The sequence below is a fragment of the Spirillospora sp. NBC_01491 genome, assembly GCF_036227065.1.
GTDB lineage: Bacteria > Actinomycetota > Actinomycetes > Streptosporangiales > Streptosporangiaceae > Spirillospora > Spirillospora xylanilytica.
Window position 1 is genome coordinate 3,555,075 of record NZ_CP109432.1, and the last position, 14,781, is coordinate 3,569,855.

15 protein-coding genes are annotated in these 14,781 nt (G+C 73.5%); 6 read left to right on the forward strand and 9 right to left on the reverse strand.

Annotation, left to right across the window (positions count from 1 at the left end):
* Nucleotides 1-10: 10 nt before the first annotated feature.
* Complete coding sequence (locus tag OHA34_RS16500; protein WP_285942069.1) at nucleotides 11-547, reverse strand: DUF2017 domain-containing protein; 537 nt, start codon at nucleotides 545-547, stop codon at nucleotides 11-13.
* A gap of 76 nt (nucleotides 548-623) precedes the next feature.
* The gene (gene clpS, locus OHA34_RS16505) at nucleotides 624-920 is read right to left on the reverse strand and encodes an ATP-dependent Clp protease adapter ClpS (protein WP_285942070.1); all 297 of its coding nucleotides are present in this window, start codon (nucleotides 918-920) and stop codon (nucleotides 624-626) included.
* Between the two features lie 147 nt (nucleotides 921-1,067).
* Between clpS and OHA34_RS16510 the strand changes: the two genes are divergently transcribed.
* The 3 genes from OHA34_RS16510 to OHA34_RS16520 all read left to right on the forward strand — a co-directional run bounded on the left by OHA34_RS16510 (nucleotide 1,068) and on the right by OHA34_RS16520 (nucleotide 3,686).
* Complete coding sequence (locus tag OHA34_RS16510) at nucleotides 1,068-2,420, forward strand: nicotinate phosphoribosyltransferase (RefSeq protein ID WP_285942071.1); 1,353 nt, start codon at nucleotides 1,068-1,070, stop codon at nucleotides 2,418-2,420.
* 136 nt (nucleotides 2,421-2,556) lie between these two features.
* Entirely contained in the window at nucleotides 2,557-3,135 is a 579-nt protein-coding gene (locus OHA34_RS16515; RefSeq protein ID WP_329522128.1) for an isochorismatase family protein, read from the forward strand.
* A gap of 5 nt (nucleotides 3,136-3,140) precedes the next feature.
* Nucleotides 3,141-3,686, forward strand: coding sequence for a gluconokinase (locus OHA34_RS16520; RefSeq protein WP_285942073.1), 546 nt, complete (start codon nucleotides 3,141-3,143; stop codon nucleotides 3,684-3,686).
* A gap of 29 nt (nucleotides 3,687-3,715) precedes the next feature.
* Here the strand turns inward: OHA34_RS16520 and OHA34_RS16525 are convergent, their stop codons facing one another.
* The 4 genes from OHA34_RS16525 to OHA34_RS16540 all read right to left on the reverse strand — a co-directional run bounded on the left by OHA34_RS16525 (nucleotide 3,716) and on the right by OHA34_RS16540 (nucleotide 7,565).
* Nucleotides 3,716-5,464 (reverse strand): DEAD/DEAH box helicase, encoded by a 1,749-nt coding sequence (locus OHA34_RS16525; protein WP_329522413.1) that lies wholly within the window; start codon nucleotides 5,462-5,464, stop codon nucleotides 3,716-3,718.
* A gap of 36 nt (nucleotides 5,465-5,500) precedes the next feature.
* Nucleotides 5,501-6,538, reverse strand: a complete 1,038-nt coding sequence (locus OHA34_RS16530; protein WP_285942074.1) for a zinc metalloprotease — start codon at nucleotides 6,536-6,538, stop codon at nucleotides 5,501-5,503.
* Nucleotides 6,539-6,703: 165 nt separating this feature from the next.
* Complete coding sequence (locus tag OHA34_RS16535; RefSeq protein WP_285942075.1) at nucleotides 6,704-6,967, reverse strand: DUF3039 domain-containing protein; 264 nt, start codon at nucleotides 6,965-6,967, stop codon at nucleotides 6,704-6,706.
* 22 nt (nucleotides 6,968-6,989) lie between these two features.
* Nucleotides 6,990-7,565: a YqgE/AlgH family protein gene (locus tag OHA34_RS16540; RefSeq protein WP_285942076.1), complete on the reverse strand. Its 576-nt coding sequence runs from the start codon at nucleotides 7,563-7,565 to the stop codon at nucleotides 6,990-6,992.
* A gap of 170 nt (nucleotides 7,566-7,735) precedes the next feature.
* On the opposite strand from OHA34_RS16540, the gene OHA34_RS16545 reads away from it, so the two are divergent.
* Nucleotides 7,736-8,392 (forward strand): hypothetical protein, encoded by a 657-nt coding sequence (locus OHA34_RS16545; protein ID WP_285942077.1) that lies wholly within the window; start codon nucleotides 7,736-7,738, stop codon nucleotides 8,390-8,392.
* An 87-nt stretch (nucleotides 8,393-8,479) separates the two neighbouring features.
* Here OHA34_RS16545 and OHA34_RS16550 read toward each other — a convergent pair whose 3' ends face one another.
* The 3 genes from OHA34_RS16550 to OHA34_RS16560 all read right to left on the reverse strand — a co-directional run bounded on the left by OHA34_RS16550 (nucleotide 8,480) and on the right by OHA34_RS16560 (nucleotide 11,760).
* The gene (locus OHA34_RS16550; RefSeq protein ID WP_285942078.1) at nucleotides 8,480-9,883 is read right to left on the reverse strand and encodes an NAD-dependent malic enzyme; all 1,404 of its coding nucleotides are present in this window, start codon (nucleotides 9,881-9,883) and stop codon (nucleotides 8,480-8,482) included.
* A gap of 109 nt (nucleotides 9,884-9,992) precedes the next feature.
* On the reverse strand, nucleotides 9,993-10,694 hold the full coding sequence (locus tag OHA34_RS16555) for a cytidylate kinase-like family protein (protein ID WP_285942079.1): 702 nt from the start codon (nucleotides 10,692-10,694) through the stop codon (nucleotides 9,993-9,995).
* A 139-nt stretch (nucleotides 10,695-10,833) separates the two neighbouring features.
* The gene (locus OHA34_RS16560; protein ID WP_285942080.1) at nucleotides 10,834-11,760 is read right to left on the reverse strand and encodes a tetratricopeptide repeat protein; all 927 of its coding nucleotides are present in this window, start codon (nucleotides 11,758-11,760) and stop codon (nucleotides 10,834-10,836) included.
* A 516-nt stretch (nucleotides 11,761-12,276) separates the two neighbouring features.
* Here OHA34_RS16560 and OHA34_RS16565 point away from each other — a divergent pair.
* On the forward strand, nucleotides 12,277-13,254 hold the full coding sequence (locus OHA34_RS16565) for an ATP-binding cassette domain-containing protein (protein WP_285942799.1): 978 nt from the start codon (nucleotides 12,277-12,279) through the stop codon (nucleotides 13,252-13,254).
* A complete protein-coding gene (locus OHA34_RS16570; protein WP_329522129.1) occupies nucleotides 13,247-14,779 on the forward strand; it encodes a hypothetical protein in 1,533 nt (510 codons plus the stop codon). The genes OHA34_RS16565 and OHA34_RS16570 overlap by 8 nt, the downstream gene beginning before the upstream one ends.
* Nucleotides 14,780-14,781 lie beyond the last annotated feature (2 nt).

Here is a 14,781-nt window from a genome sequence, read left to right on the forward strand (position 1 = left end):
GCGCCTCGCGCTACCAGACGGCGCGGACCATGCTCTCCTGGAGCATCGTGAGCCAGTCGTAGGCCGCGAACATCGCCGTCCGGGGGTCGTGCGGGTCGAGCCGGCCGGCCTCCTCGTACCACTCCTCGCTGATGTCCAGCCGGGTGCCGAGCGCCAGCCGCACGTCGTTCAGCGCCCGCAGCCACGCCTGCGCCTCGTCCTTGTCGAGGACCGTGTCGACGCCCGAGTCGTGCGCGTCCCCGATGGTGCGCAGCACCGTGCTCGCCGCCTCGCGCTTGCCGTCGCGCAGCCCCATCTCGGTGTAGCGGCGGAACTCGCCCGCCGCCTCGCCGTCCTCGCGGTAGGCGTCGGGGAACAGCCGCGCCAGCACCGGGTCGTCCGGCTTGACCGCGTGCTCGGCGATGCCCATCGAGGCCAGCTCGTCGTCGGCGTCCGGCGCGTCGCCGAGCAGCGTGACGAGCTGCCGCATCAGCGCGTGCACGAGCGCCGCCTCCTCGGCCTCCAGCCGCAGGACGACGCCCTTCCTGTTCTTCTTCACCGTGCTCATCGGCTCGCTCCAGCTCCCCGTCCGCCCGTCCGCCCGTGCACCGGTCCACCCGTTCGCCGGCCTACCGTTCGCCGGCTCAGTCGTCCCGCTTCACGGTGGCCCACAGCCCATAGGAGTGGAGGATCTCCACGTCGCGCTCCATCTCCTCGCGGGTGCCGCTGGCAACGACGGCCCGGCCCTTGTGGTGCACATCCATCATCAGCTTCTCGGCCTTGGACTTGGAGTAGCCGAAGACGGCCTGGAAGACGTAGGTGACATAGGACATCAGGTTGATCGGGTCGTTCCAGACGATCGCCAGCCACGGCAGGTCCGGGCGCTGCTCCTCCTTGGCGTCCGGCCGTTCCAGCTCGACCGGCGCGGGTGCTGTGCTCACGGGCTCACTCCGCTCCTCGGACCGGCCACCCTGCTCACGGCCGCGTTCATATCGCCGTTTCGCCCCCTCTTCCCGTCAGGTCGGTCCGCCCATAGCGTCCGATGCTATGCGCCCAGCGCGCCCCGGGGTGTGATGGCCTGCACGTCAATGGTGCACGCACGGGGTCGTAGGGTTCCAGATGTGGACCTTGGTGACGGCACGGCGCTGCTGACCGACCAGTACGAGCTGACGATGCTCCAGGCCGCGCTGCGCAGCGGCACGGCCGACCGGCGCGCGGTGTTCGAGGTGTTCGCCCGGCAGCTCCCCGCCGGGCGGCGCTACGGCGTGGTCGCGGGCACCGGGCGGCTGCTGGACGCGATCGAGGCGTTCACCTTCGGCGCGGCGGAGCTGGACTTCCTGACCGGACGCGGGATCGTGGACGAGCCGACCGCGCGATGGCTGGAGAAGTACCGCTTCTCCGGGAACGTCTGGGGATACGGCGAGGGCGACTGCTATTTCCCGGACTCGCCGATCTTGGTGGTGGAGGGCACGTTCGCCGAGGCGGTCCTGCTGGAGACCCTCGCCCTGTCGATCCTCAACCACGACAGCGCCATCGCCTCGGCCGCGTCCCGGATGGTGCAGGCGGCCAACGACCGGCCGCTGATCGAGATGGGGTCCCGGCGCACCCACGAGCGGTCCGCCGTCGCCGCCGCCCGCGCCGCCTACATCGCCGGGTTCACCACCACGTCCAACCTGGAGGCGGGCCGCCGCCACGGCGTGCCGACCGCCGGGACGAGCGCGCACTCGTTCACGCTGCTGCACGACAGCGAGCGGCACGCGTTCGAGGCCCAGCTCGCCTCGCTCGGCGACGGCACCACGCTGCTGATCGACACCTACGACGTCGAACGGGCCGTGCGGACGGCGGTCGAGCTGGCCGGTCCGGCGCTCGGCGCGGTCCGGATCGACAGCGGCGACCTCGGCGTGATGGCGCGGCGGGTCCGCGCGCAGCTCGACTCGCTCGGCGCGCACGACACCCGGATCGTGGTCACCGGCGACCTCGACGAGTACGGGATCGCCGCCCTCGGCGCGGCCCCGGTGAACGGGTACGGCGTCGGCACCTCGCTGGTCACCGGGTCGGGCGCGCCCACCGCGTCGCTGGTCTACAAGCTCGTCGCCCGCGCGGACGGCCCCGAGCCGGGCGCGCCGATGCGCCCGGTGGCCAAGCGCTCGGTGGGCAAGCCCAGCCGGGGCGGCCGCAAGTCGGCAGTGCGGCGCGTCGACGCGCGCGGCACGGCGTACGCCGAGGTCGTGAGCACCGGCGAGCCGGCCCCGGGGCCGCGCGACCGGTCGCTGCACGTCCCGCTCGTGCGCGATGGCGTGGTGGTCGGACGGGAGGGCCTGGAGGCCGCCCGCGACCGCCTTGTGAAGGCGCTGCGCGAGCTGCCGCCCACCGCCATGCAGCTCTCCCGCGGCGAACCGGCCGTCCCCACGGAGTTCATCGACGGCGGCCCGCGCCGCTGAGCGGGCCTAAGAGAAGCCGGGCCGCAGCGGCAGCGGCGGGGCGGCCGGCGGCACCGGCGAAGTGTCCCAGGTGGCGGCTGGGGTAGCGTCCCGTTATGTCCGGGGGACATCCGGGGCGACCGGCTCAAGGAGCATCATGGGCAAGGCTCTGATCATCGTGGACGTGCAGAACGACTTCTGCGAGGGCGGCGCGCTCGGCGTGCCCGGCGGCGCCGCCGTGGCCACCGCCATCTCCGAGTACGTGGCCGCGCACCGCGGCGAGTACGCGCACGTCGTGGCCTCCCGCGACTTCCACCTCGACCCCGGCGCGCACTTCTCCGGAACGCCCGACTTCACCGACACCTGGCCCCCGCACTGCGTGATCGGCACCCCGGGCGCCGACTTCCACCCCAACCTGGCGCTGGCCCCCATCGAGGCGGTGTTCAGCAAGGGCAGGGACACCGCCGCCTACAGCGGCTTCGAGGGGGTCTCCGACGACGAGGTGCCGCTGGGCGAGTGGCTCGGCGTCCGCGGCGTCGACACCGTGGACGTGGTGGGCATCGCGACCGACCACTGCGTCCGCGCCACCGCCGTCGACGCCGTCCGCGCCGGGCTGGCCACCCTGGTGCTGCTCGACCTCACCGCGGGCGTGGCCGAGCCCACGGTCGAGCGGGCCCTGGACGAGCTGCGGAGCGAGGGCGTCACGCTCAGCGGCGCCCCCGTCCAGGGGTCCTGACCGCCATGGGCGCTCCCCCGGGATCCCCTGCCCCGCCGCCCTCGGTCCTGCTGGTCATGGGCGTGTCCGGCAGCGGCAAGACGACCGTCGGACGGCTGCTCGCCGAGCGGCTCGGCTGGGAGTACGCCGAGGCCGACGCGTTCCACCCCGCGGCCAACATCGCCAAGATGGCCGCCGGCACGCCGCTCACCGACGCCGACCGGGACCCCTGGCTCGACGCGATCGCCGCCTGGATCGACGGCCGGCTCGGCGCCGGGCGTCCGGGCGTGGTCACCTGCTCGGCGCTCAAGCGCGCCTACCGCGACCGGCTGACCGGCGGCCGTCCCGGCGTCCGCGCGGTCCACCTCGACGGCGACCGGGACGTGATCGCCGCGCGGATGCGGGACCGCACCGGGCACTTCTTCAAGCCCGGCCTGCTCGACAGCCAGTTCGGCGACCTGGAGCCGCCCGCCCCGGACGAGGGCGTCCTGAGCGTCCCGATCACCGGCACCCCGGAGCAGATCACCGGGCGCGTCCTCACCGCCCTGCCGCTCGGCACGACCGGAGGCTGATCCAGCCCCGGCCCCGGGTGCCGGGCGGGTCAGCTTCGGCGTTTGGTCGCCCATTCGCGGATCTTCGCGATCCGCTTGCTGATGTCGTCGGAGCTGGCCTGCGCGATGGCCGGGCCGCCGCAGGACCGGCGCAGGTCGTTGTGGATGACGCCGTGCGGCTGGCCGGTGCGGTGGTTCCAGGCGCCGACCAGGCCCTGGAGCTCCTTGCGCAGGACGGCCAGGTCCTCGGCGGTGGTGCGGTCGGCCCGGGGGTCGCCGGTCTTGCGCCGGCGCTCGTTGGCGAGCTGCTCGGCCTGCCGCTTGCGGAGCAGCGCGCCCACCTGCTCGGGCTCCAGCAGCCCGGGGATGCCGAGGTACTCCTCCTCCTCGGCCGAGCCCGGCTCGGCGTGCATGCCAAACTCGCCGCCGTCGTACAGCACCCGGTCGAACGTGGCGGACGCCTCGACCGTCTCGAACGCCAGCTCCTCGCCCGCGACGTCGTCGGGGCCGTCGTTCTGCCGGTTGGCCTCGGCGAGCAGGTCGTCGTCGAGCCCGTCCTCGCGGACCGGGCGGTCGAGCACGTGGTCGCGCTCGATCTCCATCTCGGCGGCGTGGCCCATCAGCGTCGGCACCGACGGCAGGAACACCGACGCGGTCTCGCCGCGCCGCCGGGCCCGGACGAAACGCCCGATGGCCTGCGCGAAGAACAGCGGCGTGCTGGTCGAGGTGGCGTACACCCCGACCGCGAGCCGCGGGATGTCGACACCCTCGGACACCATCCGGACCGCCACCATCCAGCGGTCCTCGCCCTCGCCGAACTGCTTGATCTTCTTGGACGCGGTGGGATCGTCCGACAGCACGATGGTGGCGCCCTGCCCGCTGACCGCGCGCAGCTTCTTGGCGTAGGCGCGGGCCGCCTCGTGGTCGGTCGCGATGACCAGCCCGGCGGCGTCCGGGATGGCGCGGCGCAGCTCGGTGAGCCGCCGGTCGGCGGCGGCCAGCACCTGGGTCATCCAGTCGCCCTTGGGATCGAGCGCGGCCCGCCACGCCTGCGACATCTGGTCCTGGGTGAGCGGCTCGCCGAGGGTCGCGGTGATCTCGTCGCCGGCCCGGGTGCGCCAGCGCATCTCGCCCGCGTACGCCAGGAAGATCACCGGCCGGACCACGCCGTCGGCCAGCGCCGGGCCGTACCCGTAGGTGTAGTCGGCGCGGCTGCGCCGGACCCCGTCGGGGCCCTCCTCGTACTGGACGAACGGGATCGGGTTGATGTCGGTGCGGAACGGCGTGCCCGACAGCGACAGCCGCCGCGCGGCGGGCTCGAACGCCTCGCGCACCGCGTCGCCCCACGACAGCCCGTCGCCGGCGTGGTGCACCTCGTCGAAGATGATCAGCGTCTTCCGGGCCTCGGTGCGGTTGCGGTGCAGCGCGGGCCGCGCGGCGACGGTGGCGTAGGTCACCGCGATGCCGTGGAAGTCCTTGCCGACCGAGCCCTGCGCGTTCTGGAACTCAGGGTCGATCTTGATGCCGACGCGCGCCGCCGACTCGGCCCACTGCCGCTTGAGGTGCTCGGTGGGGCAGATGATCGTCACCGCCACGATGATGCGGCGCTCCAGCAGCTCGCGGGCCAGCCGCAGCGCGAACGTCGTCTTGCCCGCGCCGGGCGTCGCGACGGTCAGGAAGTCACGCGGACCGGGTTGCCTCCCGTCCGTTCCGAAGTAGGCCCGCAGCGCCTGTTCCTGCCAGGCGCGCAGGGACTGGGCGGTCCCCCACGCGGCCCGCTCGGGGAAGGCTGGGGGCATGCTCGATGCGGCGAAGGTGCTCACGGTCATTGAAGGCTACCGAGCCCCACCGACACTTCGAGCCGCGGCGTTCCCCCCGGCCCCGGATCCGGACCGGTGCCGGGACCCCCGATAGGCCGCCCAAGCTGCGCGGATCCGCCGTCCCTGCCCGGCGGTGAACTCGTGCATGCACGCGTCCCAGCCGTAATTCATGAAATTGCGCACAGGGTCCCTGCCCGGCTGCGGGCAGGTGTCCTTGGACTTCGGGCACCCCTCGGCGGGCACCGCCTCGTAGGGAGTGTCGGCGACGCCGTCGCCGGGCGCGTCGCAGCCGTTCTCGAAGGTGTGGAACAGCCCCAGCCAGTGCCCGATCTCGTGCACCGCCGTGTAGCCGCGGTCGAAGTGGGCGTACGAGCCGCCCGGCACGCTGCGGTGGTCGATCACGACGCCGTCCAGCGCGCGCTTCTTGCGGTACCACTGCGGGAACGTGGAGTACCCGAGGCCGTCGGCGCTGAACTGCGCGCTGTAGAGGTTGAGCGTGCCCGCGCCACCCCTGTGCAGGGCCGTCTTCATCTCCCGCTCGGAACGCTGCGGCTGCCGGAACCAGCGCGCGTTGGAGGTGACGTCGTAGGCGGCCAGCCGGAACGAGACGCCGGTGTTGACCCCGCCCTTGCGGCCGCCGTACGCCGCGTTGAGCGTGGCGACCTGCTTCTGCGCGGACGAACGGCTCAGCCGCCCCGTCCGCCCGTCGGCGACGACGTGGAAGCGCACCGGGACGCTGATACGGGCGGCCCGCATGCGCGAGGCGTCGTCGACCGCGGTCTCGTCCTCGGTGCCGTACAGCCCGCCCAGCGTCTGCCGCAGGTCCGCGAGCATGCCGTTCACCTGCTCGCGCCCCAGGTCGTGCCGGTCTCGGGCGCCCGGCCCGGACGCCTGGCGGAGCCGCGCGTCGCCGGCCTCGCCTCCCGTGCACGGACCGGCCTCCGCCGCGCGCGTCCCGGCCCCGTCCCGCAGCGCCGTCGTCCCGCCTTGCGCCGCCGCCTTGCTCAGGCCCGCCGGCTCCGGCCCGCGGGCGCTACCCGCGGCCACCGACATCGCACACAGTGTGACCGACAGTGCGCATAGCGAAACCCCGATACCCCGCCCCATGTCTCCCCCGTATCAGAACGTCATGATCCCGCGGCCGATCGTTCCCCGCCGACCGCGGGATCATCGCACAGCACGCCTACGGGCGCGGTGCCATCGGCGCGTCGCGCGCCGTCACTCGTCGCCCTTGCCGCCGCCCGCCTTCATGGTCTCGTAGATCTCCTTGCACTCCGGGCAGACGGGGTACTTCTTGGGATCCCGATTCGGCACCCAGACCTTGCCGCACAGCGCGATCACCGGCGATCCGGTCACCGCGCTCTCGGTGATCTTCTGCTTCTTCACATAGTGGGCGAACCGCTCATGGTCGCCGTCACCGTGCGACAGGTCCGGCCGCGTATCGCGCTCGGTGTCGCTCTCGGGAAGGATCTTCGTGCTCACTTGGCCTCCTCAGGCCATCACCTTAGTTCAGCGTCGGGTCCTCCGGAAAAGTGGAGACGAACGCCAGGTCTCCGTCCTGCCGGCGAAGCACCTCCTGCCACAGCCGGTCGGGGTCCCCCGCGAAGACGTCGCCGGCCTCGGCGGGCACCAGGTACCAGGCGCCCTCCTCGACCTCCGAGCGGAGCTGCCCGGACGACCAGCCCGCGTAACCGGCGAACACGCGGAACTGGAGCAGTTCGGGGGCCAGCAGCCCCGGCGGCGCGTCCAGGTCGACCAGGCCGACCCTGGACACCTCGGAGCCGCCGTCCAGCGCCCGCCAGCCGAGCGGCTCGTCCTCGCCCGGCAGCCGCGCCAGCGCGAGCGCGTTGTCGAGCGCCACCGGACCGCCCTGGAAGACCACCGAGGGACCGGTCACCAGTTCCGCCCACGGCGGGAGCACCCGGTCGACGGGAACCTCGGTCGGCCGATTGAGGACAACCCCCAGAGTTCCCCCGTCCCTGTCGTGCTCCACCACGAGGACGACACTGCGCTTGAAGTTGGGATCGTCCAGCTGGGGGGTCGCGACCAGCAGGAGCCCCACCCTGATGCCGTCTTCCATGGTCTCCATCATGCTTTGCCGGGACACCGGGCGGCACACTCCCCCAGTCGTTAGCCTGTAACGCAGACCTAACGCCAGGGGTATCGGCACAGCACGGTCCAGGGTTAAGAATGATCTAGAATCATCGGCCGCCCGCCCGGTCCCGTCCGGCGGGCCGGGGAGGACGCGCGATGCAGTTGCCCAGGGTCGTCATCGCAGCCGTGTTCTTCATCATCGGGGCACTGATCGCCGTCCCCGCACTGATGAAGGCGACGTCGTCGCAATCGAGGGCGTCCGGCGCCCCCGCATCGACCTCCGCCTCACCGAGCCCCTCCGGCTCCGGCTCCTCCGCGAGCCCGTCGCCGACCGCGGACAAGAGCAAGACTCCGCCGGCCAAGCCCGTCAAGCTGCTCAGCGCCACGATCGCCGCGGTCGACTGCCCGGCCCGCACGGTCTCGGTGTCGGTGCACAACACCGGATCCCGGACCGAGGACTACGGCATCCACCGCGACGACGGCTCGGCGGACGTGGCCGGCCGGATCAGCCCCGGCGCGACCCGGACCACCACGATCAAGCTCCGCGAGGACCGCCGCACCCAGGTCGGGGTCACCTGGAAGAACGAGAAGATCACCACCAAGACGCGCACCGCCGACTGCAAGAAGGCCGGTGCGGCACCGGAGAAGACGCCGCCGACCAGGCTGCCGCACACCGGCGCCGACAGCTCGGTGCTGTGGGCGCGGGGCGCGACCGGCGCCGCCGCGATGGTCACCGGCCTGATCATCTTCTGGTACGGCGGCATCTGGCCCCGCCGCCGCGAGCAGGTCTTCGGCAAGAAGAACGGCGCCTGACACCGGGCGGCCGGTCGCTCCGGGGGCATCGCCCCCGGAGCGGCCGGTCCGTGAAGGTCACGCCTCAGAGCGGCCGGTCCGTGAACGTCACGCCTCGGTGCGGGGACGGCCTCCGGCGGCCTCGCGCACGGCGCCCGCGACACGGGGGCTCACGTCCGCGTGGAAGACGCTCGGCACGATGTAGTTGGGGCCGAGCTCGCCCGGGGTGACCACCTCGGCGAGCGCCTTGGCCGCCGCCGCCAGCATCTCCTGGGTGACCACGCCCGCCTGGGCGTCCAGCAGGCCGCGGAAGACGCCGGGGAAGGCCAGCACGTTGTTGATCTGGTTGGGGTAGTCGCTGCGCCCAGTGGCGACCACCGCGGCGTGCTCGCGGGCCTCGTCCGGCGACACCTCGGGCTCGGGGTTGGCCAGCGCGAACACGATCGCGTCCTCGTTCATGGTCGCGATGTCGTCGCCGTTCAGGATGCCGGGGGCCGACACCCCGATGAAGACGTCGGCGTCCTTGACCGCGCCGCGCAGGTCGCCCGCGTAGCCGGCGGCGTTGGTGTGGTCGGCGATCCAGCGGAGCGAGTCGTCGAGGTCGTCGCGGCCCTTGTGCACCGCGCCCAGGTAGTCGCACACCACCAGGTTCCGGGCGCCCGCGTGCATCAGCAGCTTGAGGATCGCGCTGCCCGCCGCACCCGCGCCGGCCATCGTGATCCGGACGTCTCCGATCCGCTTGCCGACGACGCGCAGCGCGTTGGTCAGCGCGGCCAGCACGCAGATCGCGGTGCCGTGCTGGTCGTCGTGGAAGACCGGGATGTCGAGCAGCTCGCGCAGCCGGGCCTCGACCTCGAAGCAGCGCGGCGCGGAGATGTCCTCCAGGTTGATGCCGCCGAACGCGGGGGCGATGATCTGCACCGTCCGGACGATCTCGTCGGTGTCCTGGGTGTCGAGGCAGATCGGCCAGGCGTCGATCCCGGCGAACCGCTTGAACAGCGCCGCCTTGCCCTCCATCACCGGGAGCGCGGCCTCCGGGCCGATGTTGCCGAGGCCGAGCACCGCCGAGCCGTCGGTGACGACCGCGACGCTGTTGCGCTTGATGGTCAGCCGGCGGACGTCCTCGGGGTTGCGGGCGATGGCCAGCGAGACCCGGGCGACGCCGGGCGTGTAGGCCATCGACAGCTCGTCGCGGGTGCGCAGCGGCACCTTCGACTGCATCTCGATCTTGCCGCCGAGGTGCATCAGGAAGGTCCGGTCGCTGACCTTGTGGATGCTGATGTCGTCGATCTGCTCCAGCGCGCCGGCGATCGCCTCGGCGTGCTCGGTGTCGCGGGTGGCGATCGTCACGTCGATGCGCAGCGTCTCGTGGCCGGCGGTGTTGACGTCGAGCGCGGTGACGATGCCGCCCGCGTTCTCGACGACGTGGGTGATCTGGCTGACGGCCTTGCCGCCGGCCGGGACCTCCAGCCGGACGGTGATGGAGTACGACACGCTTGGCACGCTCGCCACGACACTGCTCCCTCTGCTACCGGGTACGTCATTGTCCCGCGCCGCATCGTCCCACGCGGGACGGTGCGTCCGGAGGCCGTCGCCCGCCGAGCGGCTGGGCGCCGCGGGCTCAGACCGCCCGCGCCGCGGCGACGATGAGGTCGACGGCGGCGGACTCGGGCAGCCTCGTGGTGTCGATCACCAGGTGGTAGAGCCGCGGATCGGCGGGGTCGGCCCCGTAAAAATGCTTCACGTAGGCCGCACGGGCGCGGTCATCGTCGTCGAGCATACGCTCACCGGCACGCTGGGACGTCCCGCCGACCGCGTGCGCACCCGCCGGCTCCGTCCCGGCGGCGGCCGGTCCCGCGGCGGACGCGCCGCTGCGGGCCTCGTCCGCCACCCGGGCGAGACGTGCCTCACGATCGCCGTCGAGCCGCACGTGCAGGGCGCCCGCGCGTCCGGCCAGCACCACCGCGGCGGCCCGGCCGAGGATCACGCCGCCGTCGCCGTCCGCCACCCGGCGCAGGACCTGCTCGGTGCGCCCGACGAACTCCTCGTCGGGGATCACGCTCCGGTCGGGCAGGTAGACCTCGATGCCGGCCGTCGGGATGCTCGGCAGCCGGGCCGCGCCCGCCAGGACGCGCCCGATGCCGGTCTCGGCCTGGCCGTCGTGCGCGCGGGCTTCGGCCGGCGTGCAGCCGATCTCGGCGGCGACGGCCTCGGGGATCGCGCGGTCCACCAACGGCAGGCCGAGCCGCGCGGCGACGGCGCTCGCGACGGCGGGCCCGCCCGAGCCGAACGTCGCGGAGACCGTCACGACGCGTGCGCCCATCCCCCTTTCATGCCCGCTCCCCCGGAGTCCCATGCTCCGCCGGGGCGGGCCGGGGACGGTCCGGAGCAGCGGACGTGACGAGCGGGGACGAGCGGGGTTCCCGGGACGGGCGGGGCACGTGCGCGCGTGCTCCAGCGGTCTAGAAGAGGGCCGCCTGGAGGGACCGGCGGGCCTTGCCGACCCGGGGGTCGTCCGGCGGCATGATCTCGAACAGCGACAGCAGGTGCCGGCGCGCGGTGTCGCGGTCGTCGCCGGCGGCGCGTCGCACGACGCCGATCAGCCGCGCGAACGCGTCCTCGATCCGGCCGGAGACCATCTCGACGTCGGCGGCCTCGACCTGGGTGCGGACGTCCGCGCCCGGGCTCCCGGCGCTCTGGAGCACCTGCTCGGCGTCGAGCCCCTGCACGCGGAGGCTCAGCTCGACGAGCGCCAGCCCGCGCTGGGCCTCGTCGTCGTGGGGGTTCTTCGCCAGGATCCGCTGGAACGCGGCCTTGGCCCCGTCGAGGTCGCCGTCCTGGAGCGCCGTCTCGGCCTCCTGGTAGATCGACTCGGCGGCGGGCGGCTCGGCGTCGTCCGGCGCGGGCTCGGCGGCGGGGGCGTCCGGGAGGATGCCCTCCTTGCGGAGCGCCTCGAAGAGCTGGTCGATCGCCTGCCGCACCTGGGGCTCGGGGGCCGCGCCGTTGAGGAACGGCAGGAGCTGCCCGCCGACGACGGCCGCCACGAACGGGATGCCGCGCACGCCCATCTGCTGCATGTAGGCGCCGAGCTGCGGGTTGGCGTCGATGTCGACCTTGGCCAGGACCCAGGTGCCGGCCGCCTCGTTGGCCAGCTTCTCCAGGATCGGCCCGAGCTGCTTGCAGGGCCCGCACCACTCGGCCCAGAAGTCCACCAGCACGGGGACGGTCTGCGACCGTTCGACCACGTCGGTGTTGAAGGTGTCGTCCGTGACGTCCATGACGTACGGCCCGCCGGCCGCGGACGCGGGCGCCGCGCCCCCCTGGGCCGCGCGTTCCTGCTGCTTCTTGGCAGCCGCCTGGAGCGCCCCCAGATCAACGGCCCCGTGCAACGAAAAGTCCCGAGAAGGCATGGGTCCATCCTGCCCCATGACCACCCCTCATCGTGCGCCCGTCCGCTCCCAGCGGAGCGCACGGCCTCGTGGGAGACGCCCCCGCCGGGCCGGCCGATGGGTCGCCCGCCCCGCTTTGGTGCGCCTTTCCCGCACTTCGGCGGTCCCGGAATGAACGTCGCGAAGCCACTGTCCGGACAGAGCGGACAAATTTGCCAGGCTTCATGAATTCGTACCTTCGCTCGGAAGGCAAAGAATCCCGACGCCCCGCTGTAACAGGAGAAAGACTGCTGACAGCGATCACCAAGCGTGGTTATAGTCACGATGTCGATGCATGGTGCGACGGCAAAAGAGGCCCGGTGCCGGGACCCGTTTCACGGGCCCGGCCAGACCGGTTGGGCACCGTGTGGCGGGGGGAAAGCCACCGGGGCACCTCAGGGGCCCGTCGCGATCGCATGACACAACAACGGGGGGAAACAAGTGATCGCGGAGCGTTCCGCGATCGTGGCCCGGGGAATGGGTGTCCGCCGCGGGGGGCGGTGGCTCCTTCGCCCGGTGGCTTTCGGCATCACCGAGGGCGTGGTCGGCTTGGCCGGTCCACCTGGTGTCGGTAAATCCACTCTGCTGGCCACGTTCGCGACCTTGCGCCGGCCTCACGCCGGCGCGCTGGAGATTCTCGGGTACAACACCGGGAACGCGTCCGACCTGCGCGCGGCGCGGGCTCGGATCGGATATCTGCCGGGCAGGTTCTCCTGGGCGGAGAACATGACGGCGGCCGAGTTCGTCGCCTACGCGGCGTACTACAAACGCACGCGGGCGTCCGCCGTGCGGTCGATTTTGAAACGGCTCGACCTTGTCGAGGCCGCGGGCATCGAGCTCGCGCTGCTCCCGCCGGACGCCCGGCTGCGGGCCGGGCTCGCCGCGACCTGCGTCCACGAACCCGACCTGGTGCTGCTCGACGACCCGCTCAGCGAGCTGTGCGGCCCGCCCGAGCCGGACGCGTCCGCGGGCGCCCGGGGGGACGCGGCGGCGATGGCCGAGCTGATCCCGCTGATCCGCTCGCTGGCCCCGACGGTGGTGGTCACGGCGAGCACCACCGACACGCTGACCGGGTGGTCCGACCGCCTGCTCACGCTCGCCCGGGGCAGGCTGACCGAACTCCCGACGCAGCCGATCGCGCCAAGGCCCGTCCGGGCCGCCCGGGCCGCCCGGACGGTCCCGGCCGCCCCGCCGCGGCCGAAGTCCGGGGCCCCGCCGGAGATCCCGGCCCCGGCCCGGCCGGACCAGCAGGGCCTCGGCCGGCCGGGACCGGGACCGGGAGGCCAGGGCGCCGAGCATCCGGGGCCGGAACGCCAAGGACCAGAACGCCAGGGGCCGGGCCGGCGGGGGCCGGCGCGGCCCCTGCCCGGCCGGGCGTCGCTGGCCCGGCTCCCCGCGCAGTTCCCCCGGCTCCGAGCACGGCGGCTCGCCGCCGGGAACGGCGCCGGTGTCTGAGCTGGGACGGGTGTCCGAGCTGGGGCGGGTGCTCCGGCTCGACGCCCGACGCACGGCACTGCTCGTCGCGGTGCCGCTGCTGGCCGGGATCGGGACCGTCACCGCGTGGCTGGCCCTGACGCCCGGCATCTCCTACTGGGACGCGTCCATCGCCGCGCTGGTCGACTCGGTGCGAACACTCGGGCCGGTGGCCGCGGGGCTCGCCGCCTGGACGGCGGTGCGCGAGCGCCGTCTCGACTACCTGCGCGACCTCACGGCGCGCTCCCCCGCCACCGGCGTCCTGCTCGACCTGCTGCTGCTGTCCCTCGCCGCCCTGCTGGCCTACGCCGCTGCCGCGTCCGTGATCGTGGCGCTGACGATGCTGCGGCCTGAGGCGGGGCACCCGCATCCGCTGGGCCTGCTCGCGGGCGGGGCGGCGCTCGTCCTGCACGTGGTGGCCGGCTACCTGGCCGGACGGATCGTCCCGCACCGGGCCACCCCCGCGGTGGTGCTGGCCGCGACCGGGGCGTGGGCGCTGCTGCGGGTGCCGGGCGCGTCCTGGTGGAGCCTGCTGCCCCCGGCGGCGCTCGGCCACGTTGACCTGTTCACCGTCCTGCGCACGCGCGTCCAGGCCGATCAGACGCTGCTCGCCGCCGGGCTGTCGGCCGCACTGATCCTCACGTACGTGTCCTGGGTCACCCGCAGGGCGGTGCTGATCGTCCCGCTGGCGCTGGCGCTGACGGTGGCCGCCATGACCACGGTGCGGTTGCAGCTCACCCAGGGGCAGAGCGCGGCGCCCGACGCGATCGCCCCCGTATGCAGCGCCTGGCCGCTGACGATCTGCGTGCATCCGGCGCTGCGCGAGGCGCTGCCGACGCTCATGACGGCGACGACCCCGCTGGCCGCGCGGCTGAGCCAGACACCGGGCCGGATCACCCGGGTGGAGCAGCGGCCCGGTTCTGAGCCCGTCCCGGTGGCGAACGGCGTGGCGGTCATCCATCTCGGCGACGAGCTGACCTCCGGCTTCGCGGTACGGGCCGTGCGGCAGATCCGCGACGGGCTGGTCAGCGCGGGCGCCTGCGCGGCCCCGCCGCGGCCCGGAGCCGCCGACTACCGGGCGCTCATCGACGCCTGGCTGCTGGGCGAGGGGTCGCCGGTCATCTCCGACGTGCGGGCGACCCGGCGGTTCGGGTCCTGGACCGAGCAGCGGCGGCGCGGCTGGCTGCGCGACCACTTCACCGACTACCGGAACTGCGCGCTCGGAGCGCGCGACTTCCGCCCGCTGATGGCCCCGGTCACTCCGCGGCCGGCGAAACCACGCGTGCTGACCCCGCGTGCCATCCCGCCGCGTCCGATGCCGTCGCGGCCGAAGCCGCGCACCACGCGCCCGCTGCCGGGCCGCGCACCGAAACCGGACAAGCACGGACCGGGCGTACATGAACCAGGCGTACGCACACCGGCCGTACGCGGACCGGACGTGCACGACCCGCGCGCTGCGGCGATCGGCGCGCACGGGAACGGGAACGGGAACGGGAACGGATCCTGAAA